This is a genomic window from Streptomyces sp. NPDC059851, assembly GCF_042732005.1.
Lineage (GTDB): Bacteria > Actinomycetota > Actinomycetes > Streptomycetales > Streptomycetaceae > Streptomyces.
Genome location: NZ_JBHWJJ010000073.1, coordinates 22,446 through 37,730 on the forward strand (window position 1 = coordinate 22,446; position 15,285 = coordinate 37,730).

Consider the following 15,285-nt stretch of genomic DNA (forward strand, 5'->3'; position numbering starts at 1 on the left):
GCGGCAGCAGCTCCCGAGGAGTCGCCGGTGCTCGCCGCCCTCGCGCATGTGGACGACGCCCACGTTGCACGGGCGCCGGCCCCGTCTGCCCCTACGCCGGACGGCCCCGAGGGCCGGGGTGATCCGGCACCCGACGGCGGGGGCCGGCCGTGACCGGCCCGGCCGCAGGGCGAGGGCGTCCGTCCGTCTTCCCCTACGAGCACCTCACCGGGCCGCACGAGGCGGACGAGCACGACCGTCCCGGTGTCCCCTCCGGCACCGTGCTCCGGTTCGCCCTGCTCGCCGTGACCATGCTCACCGCGACCCTGGACATGACCAACACGGTGGGATCCCTGCTCTTCTCCGATGCCGCCGACCGCGCCGGGCTGGGCTGCTGGTTCGCGGTGGGTGACGACAGCGCCTTCTGGCGGGACGCCCTGACCGGCGGCCGTGCCGGTTCACCGCTCGCCGACCCGTGTCTGACGGAACGGGTGGGCGGCCGCCCCTACGGCTGGGGATACGCCGGCGCCGCCGCCCTGCTCGCCGTGGCCGCCGTCGTGCACCGGCTGCAGCCCCGGCTGCGCACCCGACGCCGTGGACTGATCGCGGTCGAGGACATCGGCCCGTCCTTCGACAGCGTCGGCCTGCGCGCCGAGCTGGATGAACTCGTCACCCTCGCCGCCCGGGTGGAACACGTCGGCAGTCTCGATTCCCGCTACCTGGAGCTCACGCCACCCCGGTTCGTGGTCGACTGCACCGCGCTCGACGCCAGCGCCGTCGTCTTCGGTCGCAGCCGTCACCCGGTGGTGTGTCTGCACGCCGGGCTGCTCGCCGTCCGCGGGACGGCTCCCGAGCGGTTCCGGGCCGTCGTGCTCCACGAGCTCGCACACATCCGCACCATGGACGTGGGACTGGCCTACTCCGTGCTCGCGCTCTGGCGGTCCTTCCTGGCCGTGGTCCTCCTCCCGTACGCCGTGATCGTCGGCGGTGGATTCGTCTGGGCCGCGTTCGCCGGGTACTTCCCCGGGCTCGACCAGCGGTTCTGGCCCGCAGCGCTGCCCGAGTTGGCCCGGCAGGCGGCCAAGGCGGTGCTCTTGGTGACGGCGGTGGTGCTGATCCGCGCGGATACCCTCCGGCACCGCGAGCTCGTCGCCGACACCGACGCCGTGGCCGCCGGAGCGGACGTCCGGGTGTGGGAAGCGGCCGCCCGGGCCGAAGCCGAGGCAGCGGCGGCGGGCGGCAGGAGGGACGACCCGGCCACGGGGAGCCCGGCCGGGATCCGAGGCCCGGGCGGAGGCGGGGGCGGGAGCCGGTGCTGGTCCCGGGTCTGGGTCGGGGCGCTGCCTGCTCTCCTGCGGTTGCATCCGGACTGGCAGCAGCGGCTGCGTGCGCTGCACCGCCCGTACACGCTCTACGGGGTCGGCTCCCTGCAGTACTTCCTGATCGGCTGCACCGCCATGACGTCGGTGCACACCGTGGAACGGATCTGGGGTGGCGGGCTGGCCTCGTCGACCGTGTCGCTGATCGCCTCGGCCATCCTCTTCTTCGCGATCTGGCACGACCTGCTGCGCGCCCGCTTCGCCGGCATCCGGCAGGACCTCGGCCCCGCCCCCGCTCCCGGGCTGGCCTTCGGGGGCGGTCTGCTCGTGGGCCAGTTCCTCGCCGGCGTCGGCCACACCAGCCGCTGGTGGCCGGCCAACGGCGAGGCCCCCGCCGTCCTGCTGTTCCTGCCGCTCGCCGGGGCGCTGTGGGTGGCCTGGGTCGGTCAGACCAGCCATCTGTGCCTGCTCCAGGGGGCGCGGCCGCGCGCCGCCATCTGGTTCACCTCCCTGTTCATCCTCTTCGGCGTCGGCCTCTTCCAGTGGTGGACGACGCACGGTTTCACGGCGGTGGCCGGGGACCCCTTCGACTCGCTCCTCGCATCACCGGCCGCTGAAATGCCCGGGCTCGCCGATGCCCACCCGGGCACGTATGCCGTGGCGGCTGCCGTCATCCGGTTCGTCGGTACCCCCGTCACCGGCCGCTCGCAGGCCTTCCTGGCAACCGTGCTGTGGTTCTTCGCCGTCCTCGTGCAGCTCCCGCGGATCTACGGGAAGGATGCCCGCCGCCGGGCGCGCACGACCGCGATGCGGGCAGAGGGCGCCGGCTTCGGAGGTGTGGCCGGCACCGGACTCGTGTGCGGACTCGCCGCCTGCGCGGCCCTGGTCACGGTCCTCGTCACGGCGGACGCCTTCCAGCCCGGCAGCGGCCCGTCCGACACGGTGCGCCGGAGCCTGCTGGTCTGGTGGCCCGCCATGGCCGCCTGGGCGGGAGCGGCCCTGGCCGCCGCCGTGGCCACCGTACGGCTCGGGCCGCTCTGGCTGCCCCGCGCCCTGGTCGCCGCCGCGGTGGCCCAGACCACCGTCCTGCTCGGCTTCCTCTGCCTGCTGACCTTCGGCGGGTGTGCCGGGGGCCGCCTGGCACCGGCGGTGTCGGCGGGCTGTGGCCGGCCCTCGCCCGAACTCGGGCGCATCCTCCCCCTGTTGAGCGAGACCGTCTTCCTGGGCGGGCTCGCCGGGGCGCTCGCGGCGGTGCCCACCGCCCTGCTCTGCCACACCGTCCGGCGCGTGGCCCGGCACCGGCTGCGGCCCCGGCTGCGCCCCCGACACACCACGGTCGGCGCGTCCGCCGCGCGAAGCTGGGCGGTGCGGGCCGGCGTGGGGCTGCTGCTCGTCACCACGGTCGGCTCGTGTGACGCGGGGCAGCGCGCCGCCGGCGACCCGAGCCTCGTCCTGACGGAGTACCGGGCCTCGCCCGTGGGCGAGTCCACGGCCGACCGCATCCGCCTGCTCCAGCTGAGCGCCTGGGAACGCGCCGAGAGCCCGGAGCTGTACTCCCACGTGCTCAGCTACCACAGCCTGGTCGCCGAGACGCTGAGCAGCCGGCCCGACGACCTCGTCGCGGCCCGGGCCCGGTGTTCCGCGCTGCGCGATGCGGCGGACCGGGCGCTGAGTGCCCGCCCGTTCCCCGACCGTGACCTACGTACACGCTGGAGCGACCTGCTGCACCGGACCCGGGCCGCTGCCGCGGCCTGTACGGCCGGACTCCACGCCCCGTCACCGGAACGGCCGTGGGAGGCCGGGCTGGCCGCCGTACGCGCCGAGCTGATCGACCTCCGCACCGAGCAGCAGGACAGGCTGACGGCCGCGACGCTGCGGACCTATTGAGCCCGGACCGGGGCTCGCCGGGGGGCGGCCGGAAAACGAACCGCCAGGGGGTCGACCCTCGCCGGTACGGAAGTGGTCCGGCCTTGATGCCTGCGTCCAGCGGCCGCGCGGAGGCCCGCAATCCCCCGGTGGGGTGACAGGAACCTGTTCGAGCGAGTTTCAACGCCACGACGTCAGGCACACCAAGCCCACCGGGCCGGACCAGAACATCCGTTCACCATTCGCTCCCGATTCGGCCGTGACGCACCCGAGCGGGAGCCGTTCCTAGAGCACCAGTACCAGCCGTGCGCCCATCCGGAGGACCCTGTGAATCCGCGGCCGAACCGCCCCGAAGTCCCCGCCGTATTCGAACATCCCAGGCCCGTCCCGTACCCGCGCCCGGCGTGCAGGCGCCGTGTTGACGCCCGCTCCTTCGGCTGCGGCGAGTCACGACCGGATACCGGGAAGCCGCCGCCTTCGATGCCTCCATCCCGTCCCAGCCGGCCGGCGACCACGACGCACTGCCCGCAAGGAACAGGCCATGAGAGCGGACCCGACGCGTCCGGCGCTCATCCACGGCCGCCGGCCGCTCCGCCCGTTCACCCGCGCACCCCCACGTCAAGGAGCCTGTGATGACCGTGTCCGAAGACCCTCGCGGAACCGCCGCGCTGCTGGTCGACTCGCGTGGCCGCTACCTGCTGCACCTCCGGGACGCCAACAAGAAGATCTGCGACCCGGGGACGTGGAGCATCCCCGGCGGCAATCGCGAAGGGGTGGAGTCCTCCCGGGAGGCGGTGGAGCGGGAACTGCTGGAGGAGACCGGCCTGACCGTGCCGCTGGAGGAATTCACGGTGGTCGACTGCGTCGGCCCCGACGGGGTCGAAGGCCGGATCCGCGTCTACCTCGGCAGCTGGGACGGCGACGCCGACGGCTTGCCGTGCCCAGAAGGCATCATGTTCCGCCACTTCGACGCCGGCACGATCCCGTACTTGACGATGTGCCCGTGGACGAAGGAGGTCATCGACCTCCACCGGGCCCAGGCCCCCGCCCCGCCCCCTGCCCCGGTGCCGCGGGCCCGCCCCGGAGGCCGTGCGCGGCTCAACGTCGTGGGCGTCCACCTCTACCTGGAGCAGGACGGCCAGGTACTGCTCGGCCTCCGGCACCCCGACTCCGCGTACGCCGGCTCCACCCACCACTTCCTAGCGGGGCACTGCGAGCAGGAGTCCGCGGTGGCCTGCCTGGTGCGGGAGGCGGAGGAGGAAGCCGGCCTCGTCATCGATCCGGAGGACGTGGAGCTGGCGCACGTGGTGCACATGGTGGACGTGCCCGGCGCGCAGCCGCGGGTCGGGTTCGTCTTCCGGGCCCGGCAGTGGACGGGCACGCCGCAGGTGCGCGAGCCGGACCGCTGCGTGTCGTGGGACTGGTGGCCCGCCGAGGCCCTCCCCGACCGGGTCGTCCCGTACACCCGTGCCGCGATCGAGGGCATCCGGGCCGGCCGCCTCTACACGGAGATGGGGTGGTGACCGTGCCCGCCGCCCGACGGCCGGGCCTGTTCCCGGGCCCGGGACGGTTCCGCGGCCGCCGGGTCGCGTCCGGGGCGTCGGGATGACTGCGGAGTCCGAACCGGTGGCCATGGCCGAGGCCGTGGCCGGCATCCTGCGGCGCTGCTACGGGATCGTCCCCACCGCAGTGGTGCACGGCCCGCAGGGGACCGCGACGCACAACAACGTGGCCGAGGCCGCAGACGGTCGGCGTTGGTTCGTCAAGGGCTATCCGCCGGACACGGACCTCCAGGGCGAGCAGGAGGCGCTCCAGCTGGCGTTCACGACGGTACCCCGGCATGCGTTCCTGCCCGAGCAACCGCTCGTCCGGGCGTACGCCAACGAGCCGGTGGCCACCGTGTTCGACGAGGACACCGGGCGGTCGATGAGTTCGGTGTCCCAGCCCGAAATGCAGGCCGTCATGCTGCGCTGGGCCGACCTTCGGGCGGGGAACAACGTCCTGGAGCTCGGAGGCGGCGGCTACGACGCGTCCCTCATCTCCGAACTCGTCGGCCCCCACGGGTCGGTGGCGTGCGTGGAGATCGACCCGTACGTACACGCCCGCACGGAGCGATCCTGGCGGAGACTGGGTACGCGGACCGGGTCCGGCCCGTCCTCGGCGACGGCACCACGGAGCCCCCGGGCGCCTGATCCCGGAGAACGGCTTCGACGCCATCATCGTCACCGTCGCCTCGAACGACCTGCCCCGGCGCTGGACCGGCCAGGTCGCGGAGGGCGGACACCTGGTCGCGCCCCTGCGGATCGGCGGATTCACCCGAGCCGTCGGCCTGCGCTAGGAGGACGCGGTACTGGTCTCCACGGGCATCAGCCCGTGCGGGTTCGTATCGATGCAGGGCGCCGGCCGGTGGGACGACACCCCGGCCCCGATCGGGGACACCGGATACGGCGTCCGCTGGGAGGACACCCCGCCCACCCCGCTCGACGGCCTGGACCGTGCCCTGGCCGCCGGCGGGGTGGAGCTGTGGACCGGGGTGACAGTGGCCGGCGGCGAGTCGTTCGAAGACCTGCGGCTGTGGCTGGCCACTTCCCTGAGCGGCTTCTGTCGGATGGCCGGGAATCCGGACCACCCGGGCCCGGCGCGGCTACCGCAGAGGTCAGGCGCCGAAGCCGTCGTCCTCGGCCGCTCACCGGCCTGCCTGATGACGGAACGACGCGAGCACGACGAGACCACCGGCACGTCCACGTGGGAGTTCGGGGTCCAGGGCTTCGGACCGGACGCCAAGGCCGCCGCGGACGCCATGGCCACTGCGGTCCGCACGTGGGACCGGGAGCTGCGGGCCCGGGCCACGCCCCGGCTGACGGTGGTGCCGGCAGGCACCCCCAGCCAGCCGGGCCCCGCACCTCACTGGCACGCCCGTCCCGGCGGTCCTTCCTCCGGCAGGAGCGTGCGGCAATTGCGTCCGCCGTGCGCGCAGCGCCTTCCGGTGAAACGAGTCGGGCCGTCGTTCACAGCCAGGGGAGCTGGTCGGCGGAGTACCGGTAGGCGCGGAAGACGGAGTTCTGGGCGCCGGCCGAGGACTCCAGGCCCACGCCCTCGCCGAAGGACCGGAACTGCGGGACCACGAACTCCCACACCACGTCCCCGCCGGGGGTCACCTCGAAGAGCCGTCCGAAGGAGCCCTCCGCGATGAAGGTGTTCCCGTTCGGCAGGCGCTGGGCGCTGGACATGTAGGGGCTGTAGAAGTTCTGCGGCGGGTTGTCCTGGTACGCCCACACCTCCTTTCCCGTGCGCGGGTCGAGCTCCAGCACCCGCGAGTACGGCACGGAGGTCGTGTCGCGGTAGGTGCCGTTGTCGAAGACCAGGATGTTCCCGCTCGCCAGTTCGTGCGGGTGGTGCTGCTGCGCCAGGACGTCGGGGCCGATGCGCCAGAGCACGGAGCCGTCGGCGCGGTCGACGGCCACGGTGGTGGACGCGCTGCGGAAGCCCACCACGATCGAGCCGTCGGCGCTTTCGTTGACGGTGTTGGCCATGGGCCAGTGCTCACGGGCGAAGTGCGGGTTGAGCGGGAACTCCTCGGGGTCGAGGTGCTCGATGGCGGCCCAGCGCCACACCTCTTCCCCGTCCCAGGTCAGCTCGTACACCACGTCCCCGTAGATCACCCCGCCCGGGGCTTCGGAGCCGGGGATGCCGCCCCGGATCCGGGCCGCGTCGGCCGGGTCCAGCGGTTCGACGACGGTGACGATGAGGTTGCCGTTGCGCAGGATCGAGGCGTCGTGGTGGTGGAGGGGGTGCCTGGCCTCGCGCAGGACCGTGGAGTCGGGGGCCAGTTCCTGGAAGATGCCGCCGTGGTAGACGTCCCAGATGGGGAAGAGGGTCGGGCTGCTGGTGTCCTTGGCCGCGTAGAAGAGGTTTCCGTTCGGCAGGAGTTGTGCCTGACGCCCGGGCGGGTGCGGGGAGTTCCAGGTGTGGACGGGCCGGCCGTCGATGTCGACGAGGTGGATCCCGCCGGCGCTGGTGATCGGCGTGTAGAGGGTGTAGCCGCCGTAGCTGCGGGCGGGGTCGTGGGCGCGGAGGCCGACGCCGCGGCGGCGCAGGGTGTTCTGGTCGACGGTCATGAGGGCTCCTGTGTGGGTGTGGATCAGTGGACGGTGACGGCGGCCGGGTCGACGGCCGTCAGGGGCGCGGGGTGCACATGCCGCAGCAGCGCGGCCCGGTCGGCGGAGCCCGGCAGGTTCTGGGCGGCCTTCGCCCAGGCGGCCTGCTGCTCCAACTGGGTCAGCAGCTCGGGCGAGAGGGTCGCGCCGTACCCGTAGCGGGGCTGGAAGGCGTCCACGTAGCCCGCCTGGAGCGCGCCCTTGGACTGGGCGAGTACGGCCTTTCGTGCGGCGGGCGGGTCGGCGGCGATCTCGCGCTGGGCCCTCAGCAGCGCCCGGAGGACGGCCGTGGTGGTTTCCCCGGTCGTCTCAGGACCCGCGACGAGCAGGGTCCGGGCCGTGTATCCGGTGAAGGGCAGCTCGGCGTAGAGGTCACCGAGGGTGGTGCGGGCGGAGTCGTAGAAGCTGGGGAAGGTGATCCCGGCGTCGACGTCCCCGCGCGCCAGCGCCGAAGTGATCTGGTTGGGGGCGAGGTTGACCACGGTCACGTCCGCGGCCGTCAGCTGCACCGAGGCGAGCATCCGCGAGAGCGCGTACTCGACGTTCGTGCCCTGCGGGACTCCGACCTTGCGGCCCTTCAGCGCGGCGAAGCCGGTGATCCGCCGGTCGGTCCGGGTCAGCAGGCGCCAGTCGGAGAACCGGGACAGGTCGGCGACGATCCGCAGCTCGCGCCCGCCCAGGGCGGCCGTGACCGCGGGCAGGTCACCCACGACGCCGAGCTGCGCCTGACCGCCGAGCACGGCGTTCAGAGCATCCCGCCCGGTGGGCTGGGTGGTGACGGCGGCGTCGATCCCCTCGGCGGACCACAGCCCGCGCGCCTGGGCCACGTGGACGGGCGCCCCGCCGAGGTAGTCACTTGCGGCGAGGGTGACGGCAGGGCGGCCGCCGCCTGCCGGGCCGGAGCCGGCGGCGCAGGCCGAGGTGAGCGCGCAGAGCAGCGCCGCCATCAGTAGGGCGGCCGCTGCGCGGGGTCTGAGCATGGCGGAGTCCTTCCGTGGACGGAGGTGGGGACGGGGAGGGAGTCGGGAGGGCTTCAGTCGGAGCGGAGGTGGCGTGCGATCAGTGAGCGCAGGTCCGGGGCGGGCGGTCCGTCGGACACGGCGGGCACCGCGGACACGGCGGGCACCGCGGGCACCGCGGGCACCGCGGGCACCGCGGGCACCGCGGGCACCGCGGGCACCGCGTGGTCGGCCAGCACCCGCCCGGGGGTCCCGCCGAGGACGACGACCCGCTCGGCGAGGGCCAGTGCCTCGTCGAGGTCGTGCGTGACGAACAGGACGGTGGTGCCGCGGCGCTGCCACAGCTCCCGCAGCAGGGTCTGCATCCGGGTCCGGGTCAGTGCGTCCAGCGCCCCGAACGGCTCGTCCATCAGGAGCACTTCGGGCTCGGCGGCCAGGGCGCGGGCAAGTGCCACGCGTTGCTGCATGCCTCCCGAAAGCTGCGCCGGGTACTTCTCGGCGCCGTCCGCGAGCCCCACCTCGGCCAGTGCCGCGAGGGCGCGTCGTCGTCGCTCCGCACGCGGCAGACCGAGCCGCTTGAGGGCGAATTCGACGTTGCCGCGGGCTGTGCGCCAGGGGAAGAGCGCGTAGTGCTGGAAGACCACGCCCCGCTCCGGGCCCGGTCCCCGCACCGGAGCGGAACCCGCCGTCACCCGCCCTTCGGTGGGCCGCAGGAACCCGGCCACCAGGTTGAGGACCGTTGACTTGCCGCACCCGCTGGGCCCCAGCAGCGCCGTGAACGAGCCCGCCGGGAGCTCCAGATCGGTCCGCTCCAGCACCTGGGCGGGCCCGTAGTGGACCGACAGCCCCTCCAGTCGTACCCCCAGGCTCATGAGGCGCTCCAGTGCACGAACCGGCGGCCGACGGCGGCCAGTACGAGGTCGACGGCCACGCCGAGCAGCCCGAGCACGAGCAGCCCGGCGAACATCCGGTCCACGCGCAGGAACTGGCCGTCCACCTGGAGCCGGTACGCCAGCCCGCTGTCCGCGCCGCCGAGTTCCGCGGCCACCAGGGCGAGCAGCGCGACCGAGGCCCCGTACCGCAGTGCGGCGAGCAGCGCGGGTGCGGCGGCGGGCAGCAGCACCTCGGTGAACCGGCGGTACAACGGTGCCCCCAGCGACCGGGCCGCCCGCAGGTGGGACACCGGCACCCGGGTCACCCCGTCGTGGACGTACAGCCAGACGGCGAGCAGCACGGCGTACGCGATGAGCAGGCGCTTGGCGGTCTCCCCGATGCCGAACCAGGCGGTTGCGAGCGGCACCAGCGCGATGGCCGGGATAGGGCGCAGGAAGGAGATCACCGGGGTGACGGCTGCGGACAGCCTCGGCAGATAGCCGGTGGCGAAGCCCAGCGCGCTGCCGCAGAGGGCGCCCAGCGCGAAGCCCTGCCCGGCGCGGGTCAGGCTGGCGGCCAGGTCAGCGGCCAGGATGCCGCTGCGGGCGCTGTCCGCGAGCGCGGCCGCGGTCTCGGCGGGGGTGGGCAGCAGCCCCGGGCCCACCGCTCCGGAGCGGGCCAGCAGGTACCACAGCGCGAGCACGGCACCTGCCGCGCCCAGGGCCGGGCCGAGCCGGTTGAGGGCCCGGCCGGGCGGTGAGGGGGTGGGGGCGTGCACGGGGCGGCTCCTCGTTCGGTTCCTCGGTCGTCCATAAGTGAGGTCAATAATTGACCACGCTTATGACAGGAGTGTTGCGGCAGTGCGAACCCTCGCCGGGGCCCCCGGGCCTTGACCGGTGATGAGGTACGTTCACCTGCGTGTCTCGACCCGAACCCACGCCCGAGGCCGTCGAGGTCGGACGGGTGATCAGGAGCTGCCGCAAACAGCGCGGCGTCTCCATGGCCGTCCTCGCCACCCGCTCAGGCCTGTCCCAGCCCTTCCTCAGCCAGCTCGAACGCGGCCTCACCACGCCCAGCCTCAGCTCGATCTACCGGATCGCGGAAGCGCTGGACGTCACCCCGGGCACCTTCCTCCGACCGCCCGCGCGACCGGGTGCGGTCAGCCACGAGAGCGACCCTCAGGTGATCCGCGTGAACGAGGCCACGGGGCAGGTCGCCCAAGTGCTGATCCCCGGCGGGCGCAGCGCGCTGATGGAGGCCTACGAGCACCACTTCGAGCCGGGTCGGGGCGAGCGCGGCTGGTTCGAGCACCCCGGCGAGGACTTCCTCTACGTACTGGAGGGCGAGATCGTCCTCGAGGTCGAGGGCGAGGAACCGCTGACACTGCGCGCCGGCCAGAGCGCCCACCACCGGGGCGAAGTCCGGCACCGCTGCCGCCTGGCCGGCCCGGCCGCCGCCCGCACCCTGCTGGTCATCGCGAACGCCTAGAACCGTCGTTCTCGGATCATCTGGGCGTTGAACGGGGCTGCCGAGCGGCACAACGCTTGCGGTGCCGATTCCCATGCCCGGCTTCGTGCGGATGGTCCGGGGACTCCGGGCCCCCGGCGCTACTGGTGGTCGGGCACGTACTTGTAGCCGACGCGGCGGACGGTGGAGATGCGGCCCCGGTAGGTCGGGCCGAGCTTGCGGCGCAGTCGGGCTACGTGGACATCGACCGTACGGCCGTCGCCGATGTTTCCGTACCCCCAGATGCCCGAGATGAGGGCATCACGCGTGTGAACCGTGTACGGGTGGGACACGAGGTGGGCCAGGAGGTCGAACTCCAGGTAGGTGAGGTCCAGTTCGCGCCCGTCGACCTCGACCAGCCGACGTGCCCGATCGACCCGGATGACGTCGTCGGAGTGGACCGGTCCGGGCTGGAGGGCCGGTACCGGCCCGGGAGTCGGAGGCGTCGTGGGCGCGAGGGGCTGGATCTCCGGGCGCACACCGTGCGCTTTCATCAGCGCCACGGGATCGACGTCCGCCGGCAGGAACACGAGGTATGCGACGCGACCGCCGTCGGTCCCGTTGGCGGGGGCGTCGGGCGGGCGGTGGCCGACCAGTTGGAGGTGCGGGCCGGGGTCACGGCGGGTGGCGGGTGCGGGAATCGCGGTGGTCACGATGAGCCCCTTCGGCTGCTCGGAGTGAGGTACGGATGCCGGTCGTTCGGCCACGGCACGGCAGGGGGGTCCATGACGGATGCGACCGGAGCCGGCGCGTCGCACGCCGAGCGGACCGTACGGCTCCGAGGGCCGAGGTCACGGAAAGGCGCGACGTGAAGAGACGCGGCGGCCTGAACGGCGGCGCGCGGCGGAGGAATCCCCTGGTGAAGAAGCCTTAGACGGGTCGGCAGACGGCGCTGGCGACGAGACGGAAGTCAACGTGCCTGCGGCGTACGAGCATGGGCTGCGACGGGGACATGGCCACATCGTGAGGTGCGCGACGGGGACGCGTCAATAGTTCCCTACTGATTGCATAGGAAAGGCTTTGGACCGGGGCTCGCCATCGGCAGGGACGGGGGGCGATTCAACTCCGTCTTTCATGGCAAGACCGAGCTGTCCACCATTCGGTCGTGCTCTTGCCGGGCAAGCGACTTCGGGCGAGTATCCCTATCAATCCGATGGGAAAGGTGGGAATCCAGTGAAGTGCGGTCTGCCAAGACGCTGACACTGCTGCCATTCGCCGGGCTCGTTGCACGGCTCTCGCCCGCGTCCGCGGACAAGACCGGCGTCCCGTCCCGTGGCAAGGTGCCGAAGGCAGCCGCTCCCCCGTCGGGGAGCGCATGCGAAGGTCGCTTCCCGGAGCCCGCCTCCAGGACCTGAGCGGCGTATGAACCAAGGCGGAGCGGAACGCCCACGGGTGCCGTCCGCCCGGCCGTGGGCGACTCCTGCCTTCCCCATCTCGCGTGCCACCCCTCGTGCGCTCCCACGCCTTCCAGTAGCCGGCCATCGCCGCCCCGACAACCTTCCGGAGTAGCCGACATGACCACTGCCATCCCCCACGGCACCTCGGCCCGTCCAACCCTCGCGCCGGGCAACGACACTCGGGCCTGCCGGTGATGCGCGTGCCGACGACACCGAGCACCGCCGGCGGCCGGTCCGCCGACGAGCAGCGCCGCACGCTCCTGCGTACCGCCCGCGATGTGGCGGACGACCTCGCCGCGGACGCCATCGCCCGCGACCAGGCGGGCAAGCCGCCGACCGACGAGGCCGCCCGGCTGCGCGAGGCCGGCCTGCTGGCGGCCCTCACGCCGCCCGGGCCCGGCCGCGGCACGGACTGGCGTACCGGATGTGCCGTCATACGGGAGATCTCCGCGGCGGACAGCTCCGTCGGCGACGTACTCGCCCGCCACTACGTACACACGTGGGGCGGGCGCTTCTACGCGAGCCACGACCACGACACCGGCCTCGAAGAGGAGTCGGTGCGCGAGCAGTGGCTGTGGACCGGCGCGGTCCGCACTCCCGCGCCCCACGACGACACCGATGGCCCGGATCTCACGCTGAGGCCGCGCAGCAACGGCTACGTCCTGAACGGGCGCCGGTCCGTGGACACGGCGGTGGCCGTCGCCGACCAGATCGTGGTGGACGCCGTCTGCGCCGTGACCGGTGACGTCCTGGTCGTGCGGATCCCGCCCGGGGTGCGGGGCGTGACCGTCGAACCCGTCCACGACCGCCTGGGGCAGCGCGTCGCCGGCGCAGGCGAGGTCGTCCTCGACCGGGTCACCGTCGCACTCGGGCAGGTGCTGGGCCGCCGGCCGCACGACGAGGAGTCGACCGCTCCCTTCACCGCGCTCGCCGAACCGGCGCTACGGCTCGCCCTGTGCCACGTCGGCCTGGGCAACGCCGAGGGCGCCCTCACCGAAGCGCGCGACCTCAGCAGGGGCGGCCGCGCACACCGGCTGCCCGGCGAGGACCCGGACCTGCTGCTGACGTACGGGGAACTCGCCTCCGCCGCCCAGACGGCCACCGCCGTGGTCGACCGGGCGACCGAGGTGATGGCGCAGGTCCTCGACACAGGTGCACAGCTCGATGCCGAAGCACCCGCAGGCGTCGCCGCCCTGGTCGCCACGGCCGAGACCGTGACCTCCAAGGCCGCCCTGCACATCACCACCCGGGTGCTGGAACTCGCCGACGCCCCCGGGCTGGACCGGTTCTGGCGCAACGCCCGCGTCCTGACGGCCCACCGCCCCGTCGCACACCGCCTGCGCTCCATCGGAGAGCACTACTTGAACGGCTCCCACCGCGCGGTGGCGGCGTTCCGCTGACGGAAGGCACGGCACGGACGGGGATCCGCGACCGGCCGGCCCCGGGCACGCACCCCGCTCGCCATCCGACTGTCGAGCCGCTCTCCCACCCTCCCGGGTTCGCCGCGGGACCGGGGCCACGGAGACCGGACCGATCGCCCCCGCCCGCGACCTGAGCCCCTCGGCTGCCGGGCACGAGCACCCGCCCGGCAGCCGGCTGCCCGCCCGGGACGGACGTCGGCCGCAGCCGTGCGGGATAATGCACTCATGCGGATCTCAGCCAGGGCGGACTACGCGGTACGTGCCGCGCTGCAGCTCGCCGCGTCACAGGACGACGGGCCACTGAAGGCCGAAGCCATCGCCGACGCCCAGGACATCCCGCACAAGTTCCTCGAAGGCATCATGAACGACATGCGCCGGGGCGGTCTCGTGCTCAGCCAGCGCGGCGGCAACGGCGGCTACCGGCTGGCCAAGCCGGCCGACGCCATCAGCATCGCGGACGTCATCCGCATCGTGGACGGACCGCTCGTCTCGGTGCGCGGCGTCCGCCCCCCGGACCTGTCCTACACGGGCCCCGCCCAGTCGCTGCTCCCCCTGTGGATCGCACTACGGGCCAACGTGCGCGAGATCCTCGACGGTGTGACGCTCGCCGACGTCGCGTCGTCCGACCTGCCCACCGACGTGTCCGCGCTGACCGACGCCCCCAGCGCCTGGACCAATCCCTGATCTCGCACCCCGCGCCCCACCTGCCTTTTCTCGCATTCCGAGATCTCACCGTCCGCCATGTGGTCAGCCTCTTGGGGCGGGTGTCTCCCTCTGCCAATATGCCTACCAACCAGGTGGGAAAACTAGGAATTCGGAGGTGGCCGTGCGGACACTGCACCACGCAGGCCGGGTGATGCCTCTGACCTCCCGCCGGCACATCGACCTGGTCCGTACGTCCAGCGCCATCTGTCAGCCCGCCTGACACGTCCACAGGACCGGCTCCACGCGCAGGCACGCACCGCCGTGCGCCGTGCCACCCGCCCGCCTCAGCCGGCCGGCCGGCCGGACCGGCTCTCGGCCGACCTCACGGCCCGCGTGGCTCCCCCACGCGGGTGATGCGACGTAGGGCGCGTCATCCACCCCCGAGGCGCCCGACACACATCGGCGCCGACACCCATCCGACCCTCAGGCCGCACGCCCGCCACCGACGGCCTGGGGTGGGGGACGTATGTACTCGTCGCCCCTCCCTGCACCTTCCTGAACACCATCCCGTGAAAGGACACCTCCGTGTCTGCCGCAAGACCGCTCACCACCCTGCGCACCATCGCCGTCACAGCGGCGCTTCCCCTCCTGCTCACCGCCTGCGGCTACGGCTCCGAAGCCAAGAAGGAAGAGCCCTCGGACAAGTCCAGCGTGGCCGCCGACGGCAAGAAGCTGTCGGCCTCCGAGGTCCGGCTCGGCTACTTCCCGAACCTGACGCACGCCACCGCCCTGGTCGGCCTCCAGGAGGGCCTGATCGCCAAGGAGCTCGGCGGCACCAAGATCAAGCCGCAGGCCTTCAACGCCGGTCCGTCCGAGATCGAAGCCCTCAACGGAGGCTCCCTCGACATCGGCTTCATCGGCCCCTCGCCGGCCATCAACGGCTACGTCAAGTCCAAGGGCAAGAACCTGCGGATCATCTCCGGCTCCGCCTCCGGCGGCGTGAAGCTGGTCGTGAACCCGGACAAGATCAAGACCCTGGACGACCTCAAGGGCAAGAACATCGCCACCCCGCAGAAGGGCAACACGCAGGACGTCGCCTTCCTCAACTGGATCGCGCAGAAGGGCTGGAAGGTCGACCCCGAGTCCGGCAAGGGCGACGTCTC

Annotated in this window: 13 protein-coding genes and 1 pseudogene; 9 read left to right on the forward strand and 5 right to left on the reverse strand. The window is 73.0% G+C overall.

What is annotated here, in order from left to right; genetic code table 11:
- The first annotated feature begins 149 nt into the window (after positions 1-149).
- The 4 genes and pseudogenes from ACFV7Q_RS23430 (at position 150) to ACFV7Q_RS23445 (ending at position 5,502) form a co-directional block, all read left to right on the forward strand.
- On the forward strand, positions 150-3,185 hold the full coding sequence (locus ACFV7Q_RS23430; protein ID WP_385431224.1) for a M48 family metalloprotease: 3,036 nt from the start codon (positions 150-152) through the stop codon (positions 3,183-3,185).
- Positions 3,186-3,796: 611 nt separating this feature from the next.
- The gene (locus ACFV7Q_RS23435; RefSeq protein ID WP_385431225.1) at positions 3,797-4,687 is read left to right on the forward strand and encodes an NUDIX domain-containing protein; all 891 of its coding nucleotides are present in this window, start codon (positions 3,797-3,799) and stop codon (positions 4,685-4,687) included.
- Between the two features lie 109 nt (positions 4,688-4,796).
- A pseudogene (locus ACFV7Q_RS23440) lies at positions 4,797-5,285 on the forward strand (hypothetical protein); the annotation flags it as partial.
- A gap of 94 nt (positions 5,286-5,379) precedes the next feature.
- Positions 5,380-5,502 (forward strand): hypothetical protein, encoded by a 123-nt coding sequence (locus ACFV7Q_RS23445; protein WP_385431238.1) that lies wholly within the window; start codon positions 5,380-5,382, stop codon positions 5,500-5,502.
- Positions 5,503-6,172: 670 nt separating this feature from the next.
- On the opposite strand, the gene ACFV7Q_RS23450 is transcribed toward ACFV7Q_RS23445, so the two are convergent.
- The 4 genes from ACFV7Q_RS23450 to ACFV7Q_RS23465 are packed head-to-tail and all read right to left on the reverse strand — an operon-like array spanning position 6,173 to position 9,931.
- Positions 6,173-7,282 carry an aryl-sulfate sulfotransferase gene (locus ACFV7Q_RS23450; protein WP_385431226.1) on the reverse strand — a complete coding sequence of 370 codons (1,110 nt, stop codon included), beginning with the start codon at positions 7,280-7,282 and terminating at the stop codon, positions 6,173-6,175.
- Between the two features lie 23 nt (positions 7,283-7,305).
- Complete coding sequence (locus tag ACFV7Q_RS23455) at positions 7,306-8,301, reverse strand: ABC transporter substrate-binding protein (RefSeq protein ID WP_385431227.1); 996 nt, start codon at positions 8,299-8,301, stop codon at positions 7,306-7,308.
- A 53-nt stretch (positions 8,302-8,354) separates the two neighbouring features.
- Complete coding sequence (locus tag ACFV7Q_RS23460) at positions 8,355-9,152, reverse strand: ABC transporter ATP-binding protein (protein WP_385431228.1); 798 nt, start codon at positions 9,150-9,152, stop codon at positions 8,355-8,357.
- Complete coding sequence (locus tag ACFV7Q_RS23465; protein WP_385431229.1) at positions 9,149-9,931, reverse strand: ABC transporter permease; 783 nt, start codon at positions 9,929-9,931, stop codon at positions 9,149-9,151. The genes ACFV7Q_RS23460 and ACFV7Q_RS23465 overlap by 4 nt, the downstream gene beginning before the upstream one ends.
- 140 nt (positions 9,932-10,071) lie before the next feature.
- Between ACFV7Q_RS23465 and ACFV7Q_RS23470 the strand changes: the two genes are divergently transcribed.
- The gene (locus ACFV7Q_RS23470) at positions 10,072-10,641 is read left to right on the forward strand and encodes a helix-turn-helix domain-containing protein (RefSeq protein WP_385431230.1); all 570 of its coding nucleotides are present in this window, start codon (positions 10,072-10,074) and stop codon (positions 10,639-10,641) included.
- A 119-nt stretch (positions 10,642-10,760) separates the two neighbouring features.
- Here ACFV7Q_RS23470 and ACFV7Q_RS23475 read toward each other — a convergent pair whose 3' ends face one another.
- Positions 10,761-11,312: a winged helix-turn-helix domain-containing protein gene (locus ACFV7Q_RS23475; RefSeq protein WP_385431231.1), complete on the reverse strand. Its 552-nt coding sequence runs from the start codon at positions 11,310-11,312 to the stop codon at positions 10,761-10,763.
- 938 nt (positions 11,313-12,250) lie between these two features.
- On the opposite strand from ACFV7Q_RS23475, the gene ACFV7Q_RS23480 reads away from it, so the two are divergent.
- The 4 genes from ACFV7Q_RS23480 to ACFV7Q_RS23495 form a co-directional block, all read left to right on the forward strand.
- Positions 12,251-13,456 (forward strand): acyl-CoA dehydrogenase family protein, encoded by a 1,206-nt coding sequence (locus ACFV7Q_RS23480; protein ID WP_385431232.1) that lies wholly within the window; start codon positions 12,251-12,253, stop codon positions 13,454-13,456.
- A 246-nt stretch (positions 13,457-13,702) separates the two neighbouring features.
- Positions 13,703-14,161 carry an RrF2 family transcriptional regulator gene (locus ACFV7Q_RS23485; protein ID WP_385431233.1) on the forward strand — a complete coding sequence of 153 codons (459 nt, stop codon included), beginning with the start codon at positions 13,703-13,705 and terminating at the stop codon, positions 14,159-14,161.
- A gap of 172 nt (positions 14,162-14,333) precedes the next feature.
- A complete protein-coding gene (locus ACFV7Q_RS23490; protein WP_385431239.1) occupies positions 14,334-14,402 on the forward strand; it encodes a putative leader peptide in 69 nt (22 codons plus the stop codon).
- Between the two features lie 305 nt (positions 14,403-14,707).
- On the forward strand, positions 14,708-15,285 hold a 578-nt coding region (locus ACFV7Q_RS23495), incomplete at its 3' end, for an ABC transporter substrate-binding protein (RefSeq protein WP_385431234.1).